The sequence below is a fragment of the Streptomyces sp. NPDC015171 genome, from assembly GCF_043079545.1.
GTDB lineage: Bacteria > Actinomycetota > Actinomycetes > Streptomycetales > Streptomycetaceae > Streptomyces.
In genome coordinates this window covers 159,432-178,654 of sequence record NZ_JBIBUO010000011.1, presented here as the reverse complement: position 1 = coordinate 178,654, position 19,223 = coordinate 159,432, and the positions used below count along the sequence as shown (strand labels likewise).

The following is a 19,223-nucleotide window of genomic DNA, read 5'->3' as shown; positions in this document are numbered from 1 at the left end:
CTTGGACTAGACCGGTTCCCCGCGCCCCGAGCAGAACGCCACCGTCAGGTCCCGGACCAGCGCCTTGCGCTCGTAGTCGTCCAGTTCGACGAGACCGCGCACGGTCAGCCGGGTCACCGTGTCCTCCACCGAGTCCACCACCGAGCTGAGCATGCTCGACCGCTGCCGGGCGTCCAGCGCGGCGATCCGGCGCCGGTGCATCGCGGCGGCCACCTCGGGGGCGTAGTCGACCCGGACCGGCTGCACCGAGAACACCTCGATGCCGACCGGCGCGGTCTCCGTGGCCACCAGCCGGGTCAGCGCGTCCCCGGCCGCCGTGGCCCCGCCCCGCGTCCCGCCGGCCGGCTCCACCGGCACCCGGGCCAGCGCCGCCTCCACGCACTCGCGCAGATACGTCTCGTGGTCCTCGATGCCGAGCAGGGCCCGCGCGGTGTCCCGCACCCGCCACACCACCAGCACGGCCACCCGCAGCGCCATCCCGTCGGGATCCGCCGCCGGCATCGCCTCGCTGCGCCAGTGCCGCAGCCGCACGTCCATCCTGCGGCGCAGCACCAGCGGGTTCACCCACAGCAGCCCGGTGCGCCGGACGGTCCCCCGGTACCGCCCGAACAGGCCGAGCACCCAGGCCCGCCCGGTCCGCCCCCGGGCCAGCCCGCCGAAGCCGAACGCGCCGAGCATCCCGGCCCCGGCGTAAGCGGCCCACTGGGCGGGGCCGAGACCGGCGCCGCCGGACACCGGCAGGCGCAGCGCCTGCGCGGCGAGCGGCGGGAGCAGCCCCGCCCACCAGGTCGTGGCCAGGCAGCCGGTGAGCCCGCAGGCGCCGGCGAGCAGCCCGGCCGTGCCCGGCATCACCCGCGCCGGGCGCTCCGCGAGCTCCGGATCGACCTCCGGCAGCGGACGCCGGCGCACCGGCGCGGGGCGGCGCTGCCGGGGCTGTTCCCCGGTGCCCTGCCTGCGGGCCACCACGGCGGGCCGCAGCGGCACCTTCACCGGGTCGGGATCGTCCCGGAAGAGCAGGTGCACGGGGATCTCGGTGGTCACCTCGTTCTGGATCAGGCGGGCCGGCCGGATGCCGGGTCCCGCGGCGGTGCCGTCCGACTGCCCCTCGGATTCGGGCGGCGTGTGCGATGTGGTCGTACTCATGCGTGCTCCAGCCTCCGCGCCAGACGCGTCATGAACAGGGGTGGGTGTAGCGGTGCCGCCGGGCCGGGGTGCCGGGCCCGGCCCGGGGGCGGCCGGGCCGGTCAGGCGAACAGGCGGCGCCAGGTCTCCGGGCCCGGATAGCCGTCCGCCGCGCCGCCCCGCCAGCCCTGGGTGCGCTGGAACGCCTCCACGGCCCGCCGGTCCGCCTCGCCCCAGTGCGGCCCCGGACCATGGACGTAGAACCGGCCGAATCCTTTCTTCACCAGCTGCGCACCGAGCTGGGTGACGTAGTCGTTGCTCGCGCCCGGCCGGAAGTACTGCCGGCCCGGGTAGCCCGGCACCCCGTGCGAGGCGGGTCCGGCGGCCTGCGGGGTGACGCTCGTGCCCCGGCCGGTGGCCAGCAGGTCCCAGGTGCGCGGCCCGGGCAGCCCGTCGGCCTCCGCGCCGGTCCAGCCCTGGGCCTGCTGGAACGCCCGGGTGGCCCGGCGGTCCGCCTCGCCCCACACCGGCCCGGGGCCCTTGTCGTAGTACACGCCCGCGCCCCGGGCGATCAGCATCTCGCCCAGCAGGGTGACGTACTGGTTGTCGGCGCCCGGCCCGAAGTAGGACGCGCCCGGATAGGCCACCGACGCCTTCGCGCCTGACCCTCCGGCGCCGGCCGCGCTCTTGGTCACGCCCTTGTAGCGGTAGGGGACGTACTTTCCGGTGTTGCTCCAGTAGGGATAGGGGGTGGTCTGGCTGCGGGCGTGCGGGGGTGTCTGCTCGTAGACCGTGTAGTAGGTGTGCGTGTAGTCCGTCCAGCCGCCGAAGATCACCACATGGGAGCCTTTCTCGGGGTTGTCCGGGTTGTGGTAGAGCAGGATGTCGCCGGGCTGGAGGTCCTCCTTGGTGATCTTCGTGCCGAACTGGCCGAGGCTTCCGGTCCACTCGTTGTTCGGCAGTCCCCAGGCCATGGAGACATAGCCCGAGCAGTCCTGCCGGTACCCGTCGGACCAGAACTTCTCCATGCTGTACGGCACCTTGGCGGCCACCCAGACCTTGGCCCGCTTGATGATGTCGGTCCGGGTGGTGGCGGGGATCGGGTCGGCGGGGACCGTCGCCGGCTTCCCCGCGGGGCCGTGCAGCGGGCCCTTCTTGCCCTGCGGGGTGTCGGGCTCGCCGTCGCCGGGCAGCGCCTGGCGGTGCGGGGCGTGGTCGGGGGTGAGGGCGGCGGCCGGGGAGGCCGCGCCGAGGGCGGCGGAGGCGGAGGCGGCTGCGACGACCACGACCGAGCGGGCCGTCGGCCGGCCGCACCCGGAGCGCGGCCCCGGAGCCGGCCGGCGCCCCTGGACGCATCCGGGGCAGTCGCAGTCGCTCGCGGGTTCGACTTCCTCGAAAACCGGAACGGTCATGCGATCTGCCTCACATTCGGGGGTGATTTGTCCGCGAGTGTGCACGTTGATCAGTTTCCCAACTGTGCTGAGAACGCGCATTTTGACGGTCCGAATGATGTACGCGGCCCCACCGGGCGACCGTCGCACCGCCTGGAGGTGGTCGGGAGCACTCCTGGAAGTCGGGTAGAGTTTTCTCTGTCAGCAGGCGCCGCTAGCTCAGTTGGTTAGAGCAGCTGACTCTTAATCAGCGGGTCCGGGGTTCGAGTCCCTGGCGGCGCACCGACCGAAAAGCCCCTCGCGCAAGCGGGGGGCTTTTCGTATGCCCTCCTCGAATGGCCGGATACCCTCTGGCCATGGCTGCCCGCGACCTGCAGGAACGGATCAAGAAGCTGATCGTGGACCAGCGGCTGCCCTCGGGGGCCCCGCTGCCCACCGAGCCCGAGCTGATGCGGCTCCTCGGGGCGAGCCGGAACTCGGTGCGCGAGGCCCTGAAGGCGCTCCAGGCGATGGGCATCGTGGAGATCAGACACGGGTTCGGGACATACGTCGGCCCGATGTCGTTCGCGCCGATGATCGAGGGCCTGGCCTTCCGGACCGTGGCCGGCCACTACCGCGGCGAGGACTCCCTGCTCCAGCTGCTGGAGCTGCGCGAGGCCATGGAGACCGGACTGGTGTCACGGCTGGCCGGGCGGCTGCCCGAGCGGGACCTGCGGGAGCTCGACGCGCTCGTGGAGCGCATGGAGCGGCAGGCCGCCGAGGGGGCCGGGCTCGCCGAGACCGACCGCGCCTTTCACGCCACCCTCTACCGGGGGCTGGACAACGTACTGCTCGGGGAGGTGCTGGAGGCGTTCTGGGAGGCCTTCCACCGGGTGCGCCAGGACCTGCTCGACGTGCCGCACGATCCGCAGGTCACCTGCCGCCAGCACCGGGAGATCCTGGACGCCGTGCGGTCCGGCGACTCCCTGCGGGCGGAGCGGGCCATAAGGGAGCACTTCGGCAACATCCGCAGCCGGCTCTCGCCCGCGGCCGTGTCCCGCCGGTGAACCGCCCCGGCACGCTCAGCCGGCCGTCCCCGTGAGATACGCCGAGACGACCACGTTCGCGGTGTAGCTGCGGCTGGCGCGGTCGAAGGTGCCGCCGCAGGTGATCAGCCGGAGTTCGGCACGGCCCGGGGTGCGGGGGCCGTAGGCCAGCCGGGCGTCGAAGTCGTCGCGTGGCAGGACGCGGACGTCGTCGACGGTGAACTCGGCGACCTTGGCGTCCGCGCGCACCACCCGGACCGTCTGGCCCGGCTTGAGGGTGCTGAGCTTGTAGAAGACGGCGGGCCGGGTCTCGGTGTCGACGTGCCCGACCAGCAGGGCCGCCCCGGCGGCACCGGGTCTGGTGCCCGCGCCGTACCAGCCGACCACGCCCGGCTGGTCGTAGGGCGGCGGGTCGATCGCCCCCTGGGCGTCGAGGCCGCGGGCCGTCACGGGGGCCTGGACGCCGAGGGCGGGGATGTCGACGCGCTGGGGCACCGCGTCGCCCAGCGGGTGCGCCGGGCGGGGCAGCCCGGCGGGGCCGACGGCGAGGACGTCACCCGCGGCGGGCCCGTCCGCGTCCGTCCCGGTGTCCGTCACCCCGCGCCCCCACAGCCACAGCCCGAGCAGCAGCAGCGCCCAGGCCAGGACGGGGACCAGCCGTCCGGTGCCGGTGGCGCGGCCCTGGTCGTCGGACATGGGCGGTCAGCGGGAACCGCGGCTCCGGCGGGCGCGCAGCCCGACGGCTGCCGCCGCGACGCCGGCGAGCGCGATCCCGGTCACCGCCTGGCCGGTGTCGGGACCGGAACCGCTGGTGGCGACCGTGGCGAAGTGCGCGGCGGTGCCGCCGCCGCCCGCGGGGACCGGGGCGATGGGCGAGGAGGCGGAGCGGGGCTGCTGGAGGGAGTCCGCGTCACCGGCGCCGCCCGGCCCCCCGACCGTGAGGTTGCCGGTGACCGTCTGGTCGCCGCAGCTGACCTTCACCGAGTAGGCGCCGGCCTGCAGGGACGAGCGGACGCGGGTCTCGCCCGTCAGGCCGCTCTGGCCGAGGCCGAGGAAGCCCTGGGAGCCGGTCAGCTCGGTGTCGGAGACGAAGGCGGCCGAGGTGGCGGTGCCCTGGGTGCCGGTGCAGCCGCTGACCCGCAGGGTGACGTCGTCGCCCGGCGCCGGGGAGGCGGGGGTCACGGTGACCGAACCGCCGTCCGCCGCGTGGGCCGCCGGGGCGAGCGCGGCGCCCCCGGCGACGACGAGGAGTCCTGTACAGAGAGTGAGGCGAAGTGAGCCCATCGTGAACCTCCAGATATGAGGAGGCTCCCCCGGGCCGGGCGCCCCCGCATCCTCGGGGGGCGCCCCGCTGCTCCGAACGGGTGATGTCCGGTTTCGGCCGGGCGGGATCCGCGCTCAGACCAGGTCGACCAGGTCCGCGATGGAGTCGACGACCTGCGAGGGCCGGAACGGGTAGCGGTCGACGTCGGCGGGCTGGGTCACGCCGCTGAGCACCAGGAACGTGCGCATCCCGGCCTCCAGGCCCGCGAGCACATCGGTGTCCATGCGGTCGCCGATCATCGCGGAGGTCTCGGAGTGGGCGCCGATCGCGTTCAGCCCGGCCCGCATCATCAGCGGGTTGGGCTTGCCGACGAAGTACGGCTTCTTGCCGGTGGCGGCGGTGATCAGGGCGGCGACCGAGCCGGTGGCGGGCAGGTCGCCCTCGATGGAGGGGCCGACGTTGTCCGGGTTGGTGGCGATGAACCGGGCGCCGCCGTTGATCAGCCGGACGGCCTTGGTCAGCGCCTCGAAGGAGTAGGTGCGGGTCTCGCCGAGGATCACGAAGTCGGGTTCGTGGTCGGTGAGGATGTAGCCGATGTCGTGCAGCGCGGTGGTCAGACCGGCCTCGCCGATGACATAGGCGCTGCCGCCGGGCCGCTGGTCGTTCAGGAACTGGGCGGTGGCCAGGGCCGAGGTCCAGATGTTCTCCACCGGCACGTCGAGGCCCATGCGCCGCAGCCGGGCGTGCAGGTCACGGGCGGTGTAGATGGAGTTGTTGGTGAGCACCAGGAAGGGCCGGCCGGACTCACGCAGCCTCTTCAGGAAGGCGTCGGCGCCGGGGATCGGCACCCCCTCGTGGATCAGCACGCCGTCCATGTCGGTGAGCCATGACTCTATGGGCTTGCGGTCTGCCATGTTGTGCGTCTCCTGGCGTACGTACGGTCGAGAAGCGGGGGCGCCGGAACCACGGCGTACCGACGCCCCCAGCCTAGTCAGACCCGGCCGATCCTGACCCCGTCGACCACCCAGTACCAGTTGTTGCCGCCGGTGTACCGGAAGCGGACCCGGGCGCTGGTGGCCCCCGCGGGCACCTGGAGGGTGACGGACTCGGTGCGCGAGGGCACGTCGGCGGTGTACGTCCGGACGGTCACCGGGGTGCCGCCGTCGTAGGAGACGAGGACCTCGCCCTTCTGCGGGGCCTCCTGGCGGTAGTAGGTGGTGTACGTCAGCACGGCCGTGCCGCCGCCGGTGACCGGGTAGGCGGGGCTGACCAGGGTGGAGTCGAAGGTGCCGGTGACGGCCTTGTCGTTCCACTCGTCGCCGTCGGCGACCGCGAAGACGTTCCGGGCCCGGACGTTGCCCTCGCGGTTCTGGTCGCGCTGGGCCTGGGTCCAGAACTCGTCGGTGGTGAAGGACCAGCCGCGCCACTCGGTGATCCCGCCGGTGCCCATCGCGGAGTTGTCAACGGACCAGCCGGCGGGCGGGGTGTGGGTGAAGCCGAGGACGCCCGCCGGGATGCCGGTCTCGTCGGCGCGGGGCTGCAACTGGCCGCGCAGGGCGTCGAAGTCGTCGGGGGAGGGCTGCTGGACCGGGCGGCCGTCCAGGCCCCACGCCGGGTCGATCGCGATGCCGAGGTGGGCGAGGGCGGAGGCGGCGACGTCCGGCATCTTCACGTCGTGGCGCACCGAGCCGGCCGCGAGGGCCGCGCCGGCGGCGATCAGGAAGGTCTGGCGCTCCTGGAGGGTGGAGCCGCCGTGGCCGCCGGCGTCCGTGTGGCCGTGGTCGGCGGTGACCATGATCAGCCAGTCCTCGGCGGCGTACGCCGGGCGGGCCTTCACGGCGGCGACGATCTGCCCGACCTGCGCGTCGGCGCCCTGGATGGCGTCCAGGTACTGCTGGGAGGCGGCGCCGTAGCTGTGGCCGGCGTGGTCGATGTTGTCGAGGTGGACGAAGACCGCGTCGGGGTTCCCGTCGCGCAGCCGCTCGACGGCGCGGGAGGTGGTCCCGGTGTCGTACTCGGCGCCGGGGGTGGAGACGCGGGTGTCGACCTTCGCCGAGAAGACGGTGTCGGTGAGGGGGTTCCAGGAGGCGACGGCGTACGTGGCCAGGGCGGGCCTCGCCGTCTCGATCCGGGTGAGGAAGTCGGGGTACTGGGTGAACCTGGCGCCGGTGAAGCTGTTGTCCTTGACGTTGTGCTTGTCGGGCCAGACACCGGTGATGACCGTCGACCAGCCGGGGCCGGACAGGGTGGGCGCGAGCGGATCGGCGTAGATGCTGCTGGGCGCGGTGAGGCCGGCCGCCATCAGGGCGTCCAGGTTCGGCGCCGCGGCGTCCTTGATGCGGCTGAGCAGGGCGCCGTCCAGGCCGATGACCAGCACCTTGGGGGTGCGGGCCGCGGCGCGGGCGACGGCTCCGAGCGGGCCGGCGGAGGCGGCCGCGACGGCGGCGGAGACGAGGAAGGTGCGGCGGGACATGCGGGACGACACGGAAGTCCTCCGGAGGTGAGGGGATGGAACGTGTGCGTGCGGGCATGGCAGCGCCCCCGGTGGTGCCAGGGGCGGTGCGGTGGAGCCGGGCGCTCGGTGACCGCAGGCCGGTCACCCGCGCATGCGTACGGCGGGGCGGGACCGGGACAGCGGCCGGGCCCGCCGGGGGCTCAGCTGCCGGTGGCGGACTTCCAGTCCTCGACGTAGGCGCTGAGGTTCTTGTCGATGTCGTTCCAGTCGGGTTCGAAGAAGTCCACGCCGTCCATCACCTTGGCGAGGGCGATGGCGTTGGCGTCGGTGGCCTTCACGTCCTGGCGGGCGGCGAACCCGCCGCCGATCTCGCTGACCTCCTGCTGCTGCTTGCGCGCGAGCATGAAGTCGAGGAGCTTCCTGCCGTTCGCGCTGTGCGGGGCCTTGGTGACCAGGCCGGCCGCGTAGGGCAGGGCGAAGGTGGTGGGCTTGCCGTCCTTGCCGGCCGGGAACCAGATGCCGAGGTTGGGCATGGACTTGGTCTGGGCGTAGTTCATCTGCACATCGCCGTTGGCGACGAGGAGTTCGCCCTTGTCGACCTTGGGGGCGAGCTTGCCGGTGGAGGCGGACGGGCCGACGTTGTTGGCCTGGAGCTTCTTCAGGTAGGCGAGGGCCTGCTCCTTGCCGCCGAAGTCGTGGACGGCCTTGATGAGCACGGCGGTGCCGTCGCCGGCCACGCCCGGGGTGGAGTACTGGAGCTTGTTCCTGTACGTGCCGTCGAGCAGCTCGTCCCAGGTCCTGGGAGCCCGCTTCAGCTCCTTCTTGTTGTAGACGAAGCCGAAGTAGTTGTTGACGACGGAGGTCCAGGTGCCGTCGACGGCCTTGTCGGCTCCGCTGACCAGCTCGCGGTCCTTCGGCTCGTACTTCTCCAGCAGGCCCTTGCCGCCGGCCTCCTGGATGAACGGCGGGAGGGTGACCAGCACGTCGGCCTGCGGGTTGTTCTTCTCCCGCACGGCGCGCTGCACCACCTCGCCGGAGCCGCCCTCGACGTACTTGACCTTGATGCCGGTCTGCTTCTCGAAGTCGGCGAAGACCTTGTCGTACCAGCCGTCGCCGTTCTCGCCCTTGAGGCCGTCGGCGCTGTAGACGGTCACGACCTTGGCGTCGGAGCCGGCGGCGGAACCGCCGCAGGCGGACAGCACGGGGACGGCGAGCAGGGCGAGGGCTATGGCGAGCGGGACGCGGTTTCTGGGCATGGCGAGATGAACTCCTTGCACGGGGGCCTGGGTCGGGGTGCGGAGGGGATCAGCGGTACGACGCCCGGGTGCGGACCCGGGAGACGGCGAACAGGACGAGCAGGGTCGCGGTCATGAGGACCACGGCGACGGCGGAACCGGTGAACAGGGCGCCCCGGTCGGTCGCCGCGTAGATCAGGACGGGCAGCGGGGTCCAGTCGGGCGGATAGAGCATCATCGTGGCGCTCAGCTCGCCCATGGAGAGGGCGAAGCAGAGGCCGGCGGCGGCGGTGAGCGAGGGCAGCAGCAGCGGCAGCCGCACGCGCCACAGCACGTAGGAGGGCCGGGCGCCGAGCGAGGCGGCGGCCTGTTCGAAGGCCGGGTCGAGGCGGGTGAGCGCCGCCGACACCGACTGGTGGGCGAAGGCCGTGACCAGCACGGTGTGGGCGATGATCACGATCCACCGGGTGCCGTTGAGCAGCAGCGGCGGCTGGGAGAACGCGACCAGCACCGACAGTCCGACCACCACCGAGGGCACCGCGACCGGCAGCACGAACAGGGTGTCGAGGACCTTGCGCCAGCGCGGCTTCAGGGCAGCGGCGGCCAGCGCGGCCCAGGTGCCGACGGCCAGGGCGAGCAGGCTGGCGGCGACGGCCGTGACCAGGCTCGTGGTGAGCGCCTGGAGGGCCTCGCCCCGGGTGGCGGCACGGTAGTTGGCGGTGGTCAGGCCCGAGGGCAGGACGCTGGACCAGTGGGTGGAGAAGGAGGCGCCGAGGACGACGAGCAGGGGCAGCGCGAACAGCGGCAGGAAGAGGACGAGGAACAGCGCCCACAGCGCCCACCTGGACTTGCGGCTATGCACCAGCACGACGGCTCACCACCCGGTACAGGCCGTACAGGCCCACGGATATCAGGACGTTGACGACGGCGACCGCGCAGGCGCCCGGGTAGTCGGACTCCAGGATCGCCTTGCTGTACACGAGCATCGGCAGGGTGGTGACCCCCTTCGCGCCGGTGAACAGCACGATCCCGAACTCGTTGAGGCACAGCACCAGGACGAGGCTGCCGCCGGCCGCGAGCGCGGGCAGCGCCTCCGGGAGGACCACCTGCCGGACGATCCGCGGTGCCCGCGCCCCCAGCGAACTCGCCGCCTCCAGCTGGGCGGTGTCGAGCTGCGCGAACGCGGCGAGCAGCGGGCGCATCACGAACGGCGTGAAGTAGGTGACCTCGGCGAGCAGCACGCCCCAGGGCGTGGTGAGGAACTGGAACGGCCCCTCGGCCGCACCGGTGAGGTCCGTCCACGCCCCGTTGGCCATGCCGACGCTGCCGTAGACGAACAGCAGCGCCAGGGTGATCAGGAAGGACGGGAAGGACAGGAACACGTCGATGAACCGGGCCACCGCCTTCGCCCCGGGGAACGGTACGAACGCGATGACCAGCGCCAGCAGGAAGCCGAGGACCAGGCAGCCGGCGGTGGAGGCGAGGGCGATCCACACGGTGGTCCACAGCGCGTGCCGGAAGGCCTCCGAGGCGAAGACGTCCGTGTAGGGCTGGAGCGAGGTGCCGCCGGTGTCCGGCTGGAAGGACTGCTGGACGACCAGGGCGAGGGGGTAGAGGAAGAACAGGGCCAGGAGGGCGAGCGGGGGCAGGGCCCACAGCGGTGCGGTGGCTCTCGCCGCGCGGCCGGCGCCGCGCGGGCGGGCCCGGCCGGGGGCGGCCCGCGGCTTCTCGGCGGCCTCAGCCACGGCTCACCCCCGCGGGCAGCAGCACCGCGTCCTCGGGTGCGAAGTGCAGGGTCACCGGCCGGCCGTGGACCGGCGGCTCCTTCAGTTCCCGTACGTCCGCCATGAGCCGGTGCCCGTCGACCTCCACGTACAGCCGGTGGGTCGCGCCCCGCCACTGGATCTCGGTGACGGTGCCGGTGAGCCGGTTGGGGCCCTCGCCGAGGCCGACGAGGTGCGGCCGTACGCACAGCGTGGCCCGGGCGCCCGCGAGCGCGCCGGCCGTGGCGACCTTCAGCTCCCGGCCGGCGAAGGCGACGCCCGCGGCGCCCACCGTCACCGGCAGCAGGTTCGCGCCGCCCACGAAGGACGCCGTGAACGCGTCGGCGGGCGCCCGGTACAGCTCCTGGGGGGTGCCGCAGGACCGCAGGCGGGCCTTGTCCATCACGGCGATCCGGTCGGCCAGGGTCAGCGCCTCGACCTGGTCGTGGGTGACGTACAGCATGGACACGTCCGGCAGTTCGCGGTGCAGCCGGGCCAGTTCGGCGAGCATGCCGGAGCGCAGCTGGGCGTCGAGCGCGCTCAGCGGCTCGTCCAGGAGCAGCACGCGGGGCCGGATGGCGAGGGCGCGGGCGATGGCGACGCGCTGCTGCTGGCCGCCGGACAGCTCGCGCGGGTGCCGGCGGGCGTAACCGGCCATGCCGGTCATCTCCAGCGCCTCGGCGACCCGGTGGCGGATCTCGTTCCTGGGGGTCTTGCGGGCCTTGAGGCCGAAGGCGACGTTCTCCTCGACGCGCAGGTGCGGGAAGAGGGCGTAGCTCTGTACGACCATGCCGATGCCCCGCCGGTACGGCGGCAAGTCCGTCACGTCCTCGCCGCCGAGGTGCACCCGCCCGGACGCGGGCCGCACGAACCCGGCGACCGCCCGCAGCGCGGTGGTCTTGCCGGATCCGGACGGTCCGAGGAGCGCCATCACCTCGCCGGGCCCGACGGTCAGGTCGAGCGAGTCGAGGACGACGTTGCCGTCGTAGGCGACCGTGACGGAGTCGAAGCGGATGCCCATGTCACCGCGCTCCGGCGAGCAGGGCGGGCAGGGCGGCGACGGAGTCCAGGACGTGGGTGGCACCGGCGGCGGCGAACTCCGCGTCGCCGTGGGCGCCGGTGCGCACGCCGGCGACCAGGCCCGCCCCGGCGCGTACGCCGCTGAGCACGTCGTACGAGGTGTCGCCTGCCACGGCGACCTGCCGTACGTCCTCGGCCGCCTTCGTCCGCAGGAACGCCTCCAGCACCATGTCCGGGTACGGCCGCCCGCGCCCGCCGGCGTCGGCCGGGCACAGGGTGAGCGGTACGAGGGTGCTCCAGCCGAGCGCGGCCAGGATGGCGTCCTGGGTGACGCGGGCGAAACCGGTGGTCAGGACGACGGTACGGCCGCTGTCCAGCAGTTCCTCGATGGTCTCGCGGGCCCCGGCGACCGGCGCGATCAGGCCGCTCTCGACCAGTTCGCCGTACGCCTTCTCGAAGGCGGCGTTGGCGCGCTGGGCGCGCTCCTCGGTGCCGAACAGGTGCCGGAAGACGGAGATCTTCGACTCGCCCATGGTGGCCCGGACGTAGGCCAGGTGCTCGGTGTGCTCGGCGGAGCCGGGCTCGACGCCCAGTTCGGCGGAGGCGGCCTCGAAGGCGCGCTCGACGAGGCCGCCGTCGGCGACGGTGGTACCGGCCATGTCGAGGACGACGAGACGGATGTCGCGGGTGTCTGTGGTCATGTTCCTCACCAGCCCAGTTCGTTCGCGGTGGTTTCGGCTATCGCCGGGGAGCAGGTCATGCCGCGCCCGCCGGGCCCGGTGACCAGCCACACCCCGTCGCTCACCTGCTGGCGGTGGACGACCCGGCTGGTGTCGGTGCACTGCGCGTACACGCCGGCCCAGCGGCGGCGGATCTTCGGCAGCGGACGGCCGAGGAGGGACTCGACGACCCCGGTGAGGTGGTCGTAGGGGTCCTCCAGGGTGTCGAAGGCGAAGGGGTGCTCGTACTCGTGGGTGTCGCCGATGGTCAGGCCGCCGTCGGCGCGCTGCACCATGAGCAGCTGCATCTTGTGCTCGGCCGCGGTCCGCGGCTGCGGCCGGCCGGCGTTGAGCGCGTCCAGCGCCGCTGAGGCGTAGGCCGGGTAGTAGCGGAAGCTGTCGGCGTCCGCGATCGAGGTGGTGAGTCGCTCGCCCAGCGGGGCGGTCTGCATCATCTGCAGGCGGACGCGGCGCACGGGCAGGCCGGGTCCGGCCAGCTCGCGGACGAGTCCGCCGAGCCAGGCGCCGGTGCACAGGACGACGGCGTCGGCCTCGTGGACGTCGCCGTGGTCGTCGCGGACGGCGCCCGTGCCGACCACGTCGCGCACCTCGCGGCCCGGCAGGAAGGTGTAGTCCGGGGACTTCAGCAGCTCCTCGCGCAGGGCGAGCTGGGCGGTGCGCGGCTCCACGGCGGCGTCGCGCTCGCAGTGCAGGGCCGCGGTGAACTCGCCGCGCAGGGCGGGGTTCAGCGCTCGGGCCTCGGCGGGGGTCAGGAGCTTGTAGCCGCGGTCGGCGGCGTCCGGGCGGGCGACGGCGGCCTCGGCGACGGCGAGTTCGAGGTCCCCGCGCACCGGGGTCAGCGACCCGTTGGCGCGGAAGCCGAGCCCGGGCACCTGCCCGCCGATGTCCTCCCACAGCTCCCGCGCCCTGAGCGCGGTCTCCAGCTCTTCTCCGCCGGCACGGCCGCTGACCCAGATCTGTCCGAAGTTGCGCAGCGAGGCGCCGCGCGCCTCGGCCTCACGCTCGATCTGGACGACCTGGTGGCCGCGCTGCACTGCTTGCCAGGCGTGCATGGTGCCCACCACGCCTGCTCCCACGACTGTCACTCTCACGACGGCAACGCTCCTCGGGATCGGGGAACCGGAAGGGTCCGGCTGACAACGAGAGCGTGAACGACCCATCACGTTTGGGCTAGACCCGTTATCTTCTCGTGATACTCCAAGCGGGCGATAACGGGCGATTTCCGGCCGGATTCAGCCGGTGAGGTGGGCCGTGAAGGAGAACCGGTCCCCCCGGTACAGGGTGCGCACGCGCTCCAGCGGGCGGCCCTCGGTGTCCCGGGACAGGCGGTGGATCAGCAGCATGGGCAGGGCCGGCGGGGTGCCGATGAGCAGGGCCTCGCGTGGGGTGGCCAGCACGGTCTCGATGCGCTCGTCGGCGTCGGCGAAGACGACGTCCTGGGACTTGAGGTAGGCGTAGAAGGAGGAGTCGGGCGCGAAGTCGGTGTCCAGCCGGGGCAGCAGCGCGACGGCGACGTACGTGCTCTCCAGGCCGACCCGCTCGTCGTCGGCGAGCAGCACCCGCTCCAGGTGCCAGACGGGCTCGCCCCGGGTCAGCCCGGTCTCGGCGGCGAGCGGCTCCGGGCAGGGGAAGCGGTCGAGGGTGACGAGCGTGCGGCCGGGCGTACGGCCCTGCCGCCGCACGCCCTCGGTGTAGCTCGCGAGCGAGAGCGGCTGGGCCAGCTTGGGCCCGGCGACGACGGTGCCCCGGCCCCGGCGTCGGAGCCGCCCCTCCAACACCAGCTCCCGTACGGCCTGCCGCACGGTCTCGCGAGCGACGTCGTAGCGCTCGGCGAGGTCCCGCTCGGTCGGGATGACGCCGTCCTCCCCCAGCTCCTCCAGGAGGGCGGCGATCCGCGCCTTCACCGCGTAGTACTTGGGGATGCGCCCGTGCTCGGGGATGCCGGAGCGGACGGGGGCGCCGGGGGCCTGGTCGTTCGGGTAGTCCACGCAGGGATCGTCGCAGACGGGACGGACGGCCGGGGACCGGACCCGGCTTCAGCGGCGGCGGCCCCGGGCCAGCAGGAACGCGCCGCCGGCCGCGCCGAGCAGCAGGGCGAGGGCCAGGACGAGCCCGTGCGCGAGGCCCGGACCGGTCCGCGCCAGCTCCCGCGCCCGCTCGCCGGCGTCCGCCGCCTCGGCGGCGTAGGGCGGGGCCGAGTCGGGGTCGGTGGCGGTGCCGGGCGGGGCGGAGGCGGGGGTGGCGGCGCCGGGGGCGGACGGGACGACCGGAATGCCGGAGGCGTCCTGCGCGGCTCGGGTCTCCAGGGGTTGCCGGGGCTGCTGGGACTCCTGAGTGCCCTGGCTCTCCTGGGACTTCTGGCTCTCCTGGACCTCCTGGGCGTCACCGTCCCTTTCTCCCGCGTCCTCCTTTTCCTCCTTTTCCTCCTTCCCGCCCTCCTTCTTCTCCTCGACCCCGAAGCGGTAGGCGTTCGACTCCCCGACCCAGTCCCCGTCCTGGCCCCGCCGCTGGACGACGGCGGCACTGGCGGTGACCTGGCCCAGGGCGGTGTCGGAGGCGAGCGCGAGCCGGACCCGGACGCTGACGGTCCTGCCGGGCGGCACGGTGAACCCGGCGAACCCGGCGCCGTCCAGCACGCCGACCAGTTCCTGCTCGTCGGTGCTCTCGAAGGTCACCGGCCGGGTCCGGGAGCCGTCGGAGAAGTCCAGGTGGGGCTGGTTCGGCCGCAGGGCGCGCTGGTCGTCGACGAGGACCACGACCGGGTGGACGCCGGCGCAGGTCCGCCGGGTGCCGTTGGTGAGGTCGATGTACCAGGTGCCGCGTCCGCCGCCGGCCTCGTAGGACTCGGGGCCGCCCCGGATCCGGGCGGTCAGCGGGAAGTCCCGTGTGTCGGTGCCGGCGCAGGACGGGGTCGTGTCGGCGTGGGCGACATCCGGTGCCACGGGGGATACGAGGACGGCTACGGGGACGACGATGACGGCGGCGGCTGCGGCAAGGCAGAGGGACAAGGGCGGGCACAGTCGCATAAACACATGACCATGCCGGGTGGGCGGGGGGATGAGCGGCACCACACCGGGGACGCCGGAGAAGTCCGCCCGACCGGCGGGCACCGGCCGGGCGACCGGGGCGGACCGGGCGGACCGGGCGGACCGCGGCCTGCGACCGCGGGCGGTCGTACCGCAAGGGGCGGCACGGGCGGGCGCGGCGGCACCCCGCGAGCGCGGGCGAGCGTCCCGGCCTCCGGCCCGGCACCGGCACCCGCACACCGGCCCGCGTCAGGCGTCCCCCCGTCCGAACAGCGGCGCCAGCAGCAGTTGCGCGGCGCCCTCGGCCACCACCCGCTCCCCGCGCGGAGCGACCCGTACCGGCACGGAGCCCCCACGCGCTCCCTCCCGCCGGGCCCGCGCCCCCAGCACCTCCCCGACCCCCCGCACATACGCCTCGGGCGCCCCGGCGACCGTCCGCCCGCCGAGCAGCACCACATCGATGTCGAGCAGCCCCACCAGGTTCCCGGCCGCCACCCCCAGCACCCGTGCCGCCTCGGCCACCTCGCCCCGTGCCACGGCCCCGAGGCACAGCACCTCCACACACCCCCGGTTCCCGCACTCGCACAGCGGCCCGTCCAGCTGGACCACCTGGTGCCCGAACTCACCCGCCCCGGTCCGCGCCCCGCGGTGCACGCTCCCGCCGATCACCAGTCCGGCGCCGAGCCCGGTGCCGAGGTGCAGATAGGCGAAGGAGCCGCCCGCCACGTCCTCCTCGCCCCCGACCGCGAGGCCGAGCGCCGCCGCGTTGGTGTCCTTGTCCACCACCACCGGCACCCCGAGCCGCTCCGCGAGCGCGTCCCGCAGCGGAAAGCCGTCCCACCCCGGGAACCCGGTGACCCGGTGCAGCACACCGTGCGCGTGGTCCAGCGGACCGGGCAGCGCGACGCCGACCCCCACCAGCGACCCGGCCCGGCCGAGCCCCGGCCCCCCGCCACCGGCCGGGGACCCCTCACCGGCCGCCCCGCCGGCCGAAGACGCCCCAGCGGACTCCGACCCGCAGCCGGACCCAGCGCCGCCGACCGACCGGCCGGCCGTCGCCGGCCCGCCCTCGTCCTCCGGCCCCACGCCGGTCCCCAGCTCCTCCTCCACCACCCCGCGCACCGCCGCGCACACCGCACCCAGCACGGCCTCGGCGCCCGCCCCCAGATCCAGCTCCCCGCGCCGTTCGGCCACCACGGTGCCGTCCAGGTCCACGAGGACCGCCCGCAGCTCGTCGCGGTCCAGGTGCACCCCGACCGCGTGCCCGGCCTCCGGCACCAGCCGCAGCACCGTGCGCGGCTTGCCGCCGGTCGACGCCCGCCGCCCGGCCTCCGCGGCGAGCCCCTGCTCCCGCAACCGCGCGGTGATCTTGCTGACGGCCTGCGGGGTCAGCCCGGTGCGCTCGGCCAGTTCGAGCCGGCTGATCCCCTCGGTTCCGGCATCCCGCAGCAGCCCCAGCACCAGCGCGGCGTTGTGGCTGCGCACCACGCCCAGATTCGCCCCGGCCGGCCCGCCGCCCCGCGCCGCCGTCCGTGCCGTCGCCCCCGGTGCCGTGCCCGCCGTGGCCTTCGCCGTCGCCCTGGTCCTGTTCACCCACCCATTCTCTCCACCGCTTGCACTTTCGCAACAGCGTTGCCAAAGTGGAGGGCATGACTGCTACCCCCCTCCGCGTCGGCCTGATCGGCTACGGCCTCGCCGGCTCCGTCTTCCACGCCCCGCTGATCGCCGCCACCGAGGGCCTCGCCCTGGACACCGTGGTCACGTCGAGCCCGGAACGGCAGCGGCAGGCCCGCGCCGAGTTCCCGGACGTGCGGATCGCCGCCACCCCGGAGGAGCTGTTCGGCCGCGCGGCCGAACTGGACCTGATCGTCATCGCCTCCCCGAACAAGACGCATGTCCCGCTGGCCACGACCGCCCTCCGGGCCGGTCTGCCGGTGGTCGTGGACAAGCCGGTCGCGGGCACCGCCGCCGAGGCCCGCGAGCTGGCCGCCCTCGCCGAGGAGCGCGGTCTGCTGCTCTCGGTGTTCCAGAACCGCCGCTGGGACAACGACTTCCTGACCCTCCGCCGGCTCCTCGCCGACGGCGAACTCGGCGACGCCTGGCGCTTCGAGTCCCGCTTCGAGCGCTGGCGCCCCCAGCCGAAGGGCGGCTGGCGCGAGTCCGGCGACCCGGCAGAGATCGGAGGTCTCCTCTACGACCTCGGCAGCCATGTCGTAGACCAGGCCCTGGTCCTCTTCGGCCCGGCCACCGAGGTGTACGCGGAGACGGACGTCCGCCGCCCCGGCGCCGAGGCCGATGACGACACCTTCATCGCGCTCACCCACGCGAGCGGTGTCCGCTCCCACCTCTACGTCTCCGCCACCACCGCCCAGCTCGGCCCCCGCTTCCGGGTCCTCGGCTCGCGCGCCGGCTACGTCAAGTACGGCCTCGACCCCCAGGAGGCCGCCCTGCGCGAGGGCGACCGCCCCGGCACCGGCGCCGCCTGGGGTGTGGAGGAGGAGTCCCTGTGGGGCCGTATCGGCTCCGGGGAGTCCCCGCTGACCGGCGGCGGCACCCCCGTACCGACCCTGGCGGGCGACTACCCGGCCTACTACGCGGCCGTCGCCGCCGCCCTGCGCGGCGCCGGCCCCAACCCGGTGACCGCCCTGGAGGCCGCCGCCGCGCTCGACGTACTGGAAGCGGCCCGCAGGTCCGCCCGTGACAAGGTGACGGTGACCCTCTGATGCCCGGTACCACCCCCGCGCCGGCCCCGACCGTCGAGGAACTCCAGGACCAGGAACGCCGGCTGGTCCTCCCCCGGTTCACCCACGACGACGCCTGGGCCCTCGGCTCGCTGCTGGTCGAACTGGCCCGGGAGCGCCGGGCGCCGGTCGCCGTCGACATCCACCGGGCGGGCCAGCAGCTCTTCCACGCCGCCCTGCCGGGCTCCACCCCGGACAACGACGCCTGGATCGCCCGCAAGCGCCGGGTGGTGGGGCGCTACGGCGCCGCCTCCTACCTGGTCGGCGCCCGGTTCCGCGCCAAGGGCACGACGTTCGAGGAGTCCTCCCGGCTCGACCCGGACACCTACGCGGCCCACGGCGGCTCCTTCCCGCTCACGGTCGAGGGTGTCGGTGTGATCGGCGCGGTGACCGTCTCCGGCCTGCCCCAGGTCGAGGACCACCGGCTCGTGGTGGAGGCGCTGGAGCGGTTCCTGAGCCGTTCGGCCGACTGAGCGAACGGCGGGAACCGACCCGGGACGCCCTCCGGCCGGCAGTGGCCGAAGACGTGATGATCACGGCACAGCCCACCCCCGGAGGGATCGGACCCGATGACCACCTCAGCGAAGGAGAGCGTCGGCCGGTACGGCGTCTGGAGCGTCGAGCTGCGCTCCGAGGACCCGGCCCGGCGCGGCGAACTGGACGAGGCCGCGGCCGAACTGGAGGAACTCGGCTTCGGCGCCGTCTGGCTGGGCGGCAACAGCACGGCGGCCCAGGCGGCCCCGCTCCTCGCGGCGACGCGCCGCCTCGTCGTCGGCACCAGCATCCAGAGCGTCTGGCAGCAGGACCCGGCCACGACGGCGGCGGAGTTCGCCGCGGTGGAGGCGGCCCGCCCCGGCCGCTTCCTGCTGGGCCTCGGCGTCAGCCACGGCCCGATGGTCAAGGACTACCGCCGGCCCTACGCGGCCATGACCGGCTACCTCGACGAGCTGGACGCGGCGGGCGTGCCGGCCGGGCGCCGGGTGCTCGCCGCGCTGGGCCCGAAGATGCTCGGCCTGTCCCGGGACCGCGCGGCCGGTGCGATCCCCTACCTGGTCACGCCCGAGCACACCGCGCGGGCCCGCGAGATCCTGGGCGGGCGTCCGCTGCTGGCCCCGGAGTTCAAGGTGGTCCTGGAGTCCGACCCCGCCCGCGCCCGGGAGACCGCCCGCGCCGGTCTGGCCCGGTATCTGGAACTCCCCAACTACACCGGCAACTTTCTGCGCCTCGGTTTCACGGAGGCCGATGTCACCGGCGGCGGCAGCGACCGCCTCGTCGACGCGGTCTTCGCCTGGGGCGACGAGTCCCGGATCCGCGAGCGCGTCGCGGCCTTCCACGAGGCGGGCGCGGACCATGTGGCCCTCCAGGTGGTGACGCAGGGCACGGGCGACAGCCTCCCGAGGGAGCAGTGGCGCACCCTCGCCGCCCTGCTCGCGTGAGGGGA

Annotated in this window: 19 protein-coding genes and 1 tRNA gene; 5 read left to right on the top strand and 15 right to left on the bottom strand. The window is 74.1% G+C overall.

What is annotated here, in order from left to right; genetic code table 11:
* Positions 1–6: 6 nt before the first annotated feature.
* Both ACF073_RS28055 and ACF073_RS28050 read right to left on the bottom strand, forming a co-directional pair.
* Positions 7–1,143 (bottom strand): SPFH domain-containing protein, encoded by a 1,137-nt coding sequence (locus tag ACF073_RS28055; protein WP_392074163.1) that lies wholly within the window; start codon positions 1,141–1,143, stop codon positions 7–9.
* A gap of 101 nt (positions 1,144–1,244) precedes the next feature.
* A complete protein-coding gene (locus ACF073_RS28050) occupies positions 1,245–2,534 on the bottom strand; it encodes a peptidoglycan-binding protein (RefSeq protein WP_392074162.1) in 1,290 nt (429 codons plus the stop codon).
* 187 nt (positions 2,535–2,721) lie between these two features.
* On the opposite strand from ACF073_RS28050, the gene ACF073_RS28045 reads away from it, so the two are divergent.
* Positions 2,722–2,795 (top strand) — tRNA-Lys (locus ACF073_RS28045).
* Between the two features lie 74 nt (positions 2,796–2,869).
* Entirely contained in the window at positions 2,870–3,559 is a 690-nt protein-coding gene (locus ACF073_RS28040; protein WP_392074161.1) for a FadR/GntR family transcriptional regulator, read from the top strand.
* A gap of 15 nt (positions 3,560–3,574) precedes the next feature.
* Here the strand turns inward: ACF073_RS28040 and ACF073_RS28035 are convergent, their stop codons facing one another.
* The 13 genes from ACF073_RS28035 to ACF073_RS27975 form a co-directional block, all read right to left on the bottom strand.
* Positions 3,575–4,234, bottom strand: coding sequence for a class F sortase (locus tag ACF073_RS28035; RefSeq protein ID WP_392074160.1), 660 nt, complete (start codon positions 4,232–4,234; stop codon positions 3,575–3,577).
* A 6-nt stretch (positions 4,235–4,240) separates the two neighbouring features.
* Positions 4,241–4,822 carry a hypothetical protein gene (locus ACF073_RS28030; RefSeq protein ID WP_392074159.1) on the bottom strand — a complete coding sequence of 194 codons (582 nt, stop codon included), beginning with the start codon at positions 4,820–4,822 and terminating at the stop codon, positions 4,241–4,243.
* A gap of 114 nt (positions 4,823–4,936) precedes the next feature.
* On the bottom strand, positions 4,937–5,716 hold the full coding sequence (locus tag ACF073_RS28025) for an HAD-IIA family hydrolase (RefSeq protein ID WP_392074158.1): 780 nt from the start codon (positions 5,714–5,716) through the stop codon (positions 4,937–4,939).
* Between the two features lie 77 nt (positions 5,717–5,793).
* Complete coding sequence (locus tag ACF073_RS28020; protein WP_392074304.1) at positions 5,794–7,275, bottom strand: alkaline phosphatase family protein; 1,482 nt, start codon at positions 7,273–7,275, stop codon at positions 5,794–5,796.
* A gap of 182 nt (positions 7,276–7,457) precedes the next feature.
* Positions 7,458–8,513: a 2-aminoethylphosphonate ABC transporter substrate-binding protein gene (locus ACF073_RS28015; RefSeq protein ID WP_392074157.1), complete on the bottom strand. Its 1,056-nt coding sequence runs from the start codon at positions 8,511–8,513 to the stop codon at positions 7,458–7,460.
* 49 nt (positions 8,514–8,562) lie between these two features.
* Positions 8,563–9,360, bottom strand: coding sequence for an ABC transporter permease (locus ACF073_RS28010; RefSeq protein ID WP_392074156.1), 798 nt, complete (start codon positions 9,358–9,360; stop codon positions 8,563–8,565).
* Entirely contained in the window at positions 9,347–10,237 is an 891-nt protein-coding gene (locus tag ACF073_RS28005; protein WP_392074155.1) for a 2-aminoethylphosphonate ABC transporter permease subunit, read from the bottom strand. Before ACF073_RS28005 ends, ACF073_RS28010 begins: the two co-directional genes overlap by 14 nt.
* Positions 10,230–11,276 carry an ABC transporter ATP-binding protein gene (locus ACF073_RS28000; protein WP_392074154.1) on the bottom strand — a complete coding sequence of 349 codons (1,047 nt, stop codon included), beginning with the start codon at positions 11,274–11,276 and terminating at the stop codon, positions 10,230–10,232. Before ACF073_RS28000 ends, ACF073_RS28005 begins: the two co-directional genes overlap by 8 nt.
* A 1-nt stretch (position 11,277) precedes the next feature.
* Complete coding sequence (locus ACF073_RS27995) at positions 11,278–11,976, bottom strand: phosphonatase-like hydrolase (RefSeq protein ID WP_392074153.1); 699 nt, start codon at positions 11,974–11,976, stop codon at positions 11,278–11,280.
* A 5-nt stretch (positions 11,977–11,981) separates the two neighbouring features.
* Complete coding sequence (locus tag ACF073_RS27990; RefSeq protein ID WP_392074152.1) at positions 11,982–13,106, bottom strand: TIGR03364 family FAD-dependent oxidoreductase; 1,125 nt, start codon at positions 13,104–13,106, stop codon at positions 11,982–11,984.
* Positions 13,107–13,247: 141 nt separating this feature from the next.
* The gene (locus ACF073_RS27985; RefSeq protein WP_392074151.1) at positions 13,248–14,003 is read right to left on the bottom strand and encodes a GntR family transcriptional regulator; all 756 of its coding nucleotides are present in this window, start codon (positions 14,001–14,003) and stop codon (positions 13,248–13,250) included.
* Between the two features lie 48 nt (positions 14,004–14,051).
* Positions 14,052–15,023: a hypothetical protein gene (locus ACF073_RS27980; protein ID WP_392074150.1), complete on the bottom strand. Its 972-nt coding sequence runs from the start codon at positions 15,021–15,023 to the stop codon at positions 14,052–14,054.
* A gap of 267 nt (positions 15,024–15,290) precedes the next feature.
* Complete coding sequence (locus tag ACF073_RS27975) at positions 15,291–16,634, bottom strand: ROK family protein (RefSeq protein WP_392074149.1); 1,344 nt, start codon at positions 16,632–16,634, stop codon at positions 15,291–15,293.
* A 56-nt stretch (positions 16,635–16,690) separates the two neighbouring features.
* Between ACF073_RS27975 and ACF073_RS27970 the strand changes: the two genes are divergently transcribed.
* From ACF073_RS27970 to ACF073_RS27960, 3 genes are all read left to right on the top strand, one after another.
* Positions 16,691–17,764, top strand: a complete 1,074-nt coding sequence (locus tag ACF073_RS27970) for a Gfo/Idh/MocA family oxidoreductase (RefSeq protein ID WP_392074148.1) — start codon at positions 16,691–16,693, stop codon at positions 17,762–17,764.
* Positions 17,764–18,255 (top strand): heme-degrading domain-containing protein, encoded by a 492-nt coding sequence (locus tag ACF073_RS27965; protein ID WP_392074147.1) that lies wholly within the window; start codon positions 17,764–17,766, stop codon positions 18,253–18,255. Before ACF073_RS27970 ends, ACF073_RS27965 begins: the two co-directional genes overlap by 1 nt.
* A gap of 96 nt (positions 18,256–18,351) precedes the next feature.
* On the top strand, positions 18,352–19,218 hold the full coding sequence (locus ACF073_RS27960; protein WP_392074146.1) for an LLM class F420-dependent oxidoreductase: 867 nt from the start codon (positions 18,352–18,354) through the stop codon (positions 19,216–19,218).
* Positions 19,219–19,223 lie beyond the last annotated feature (5 nt).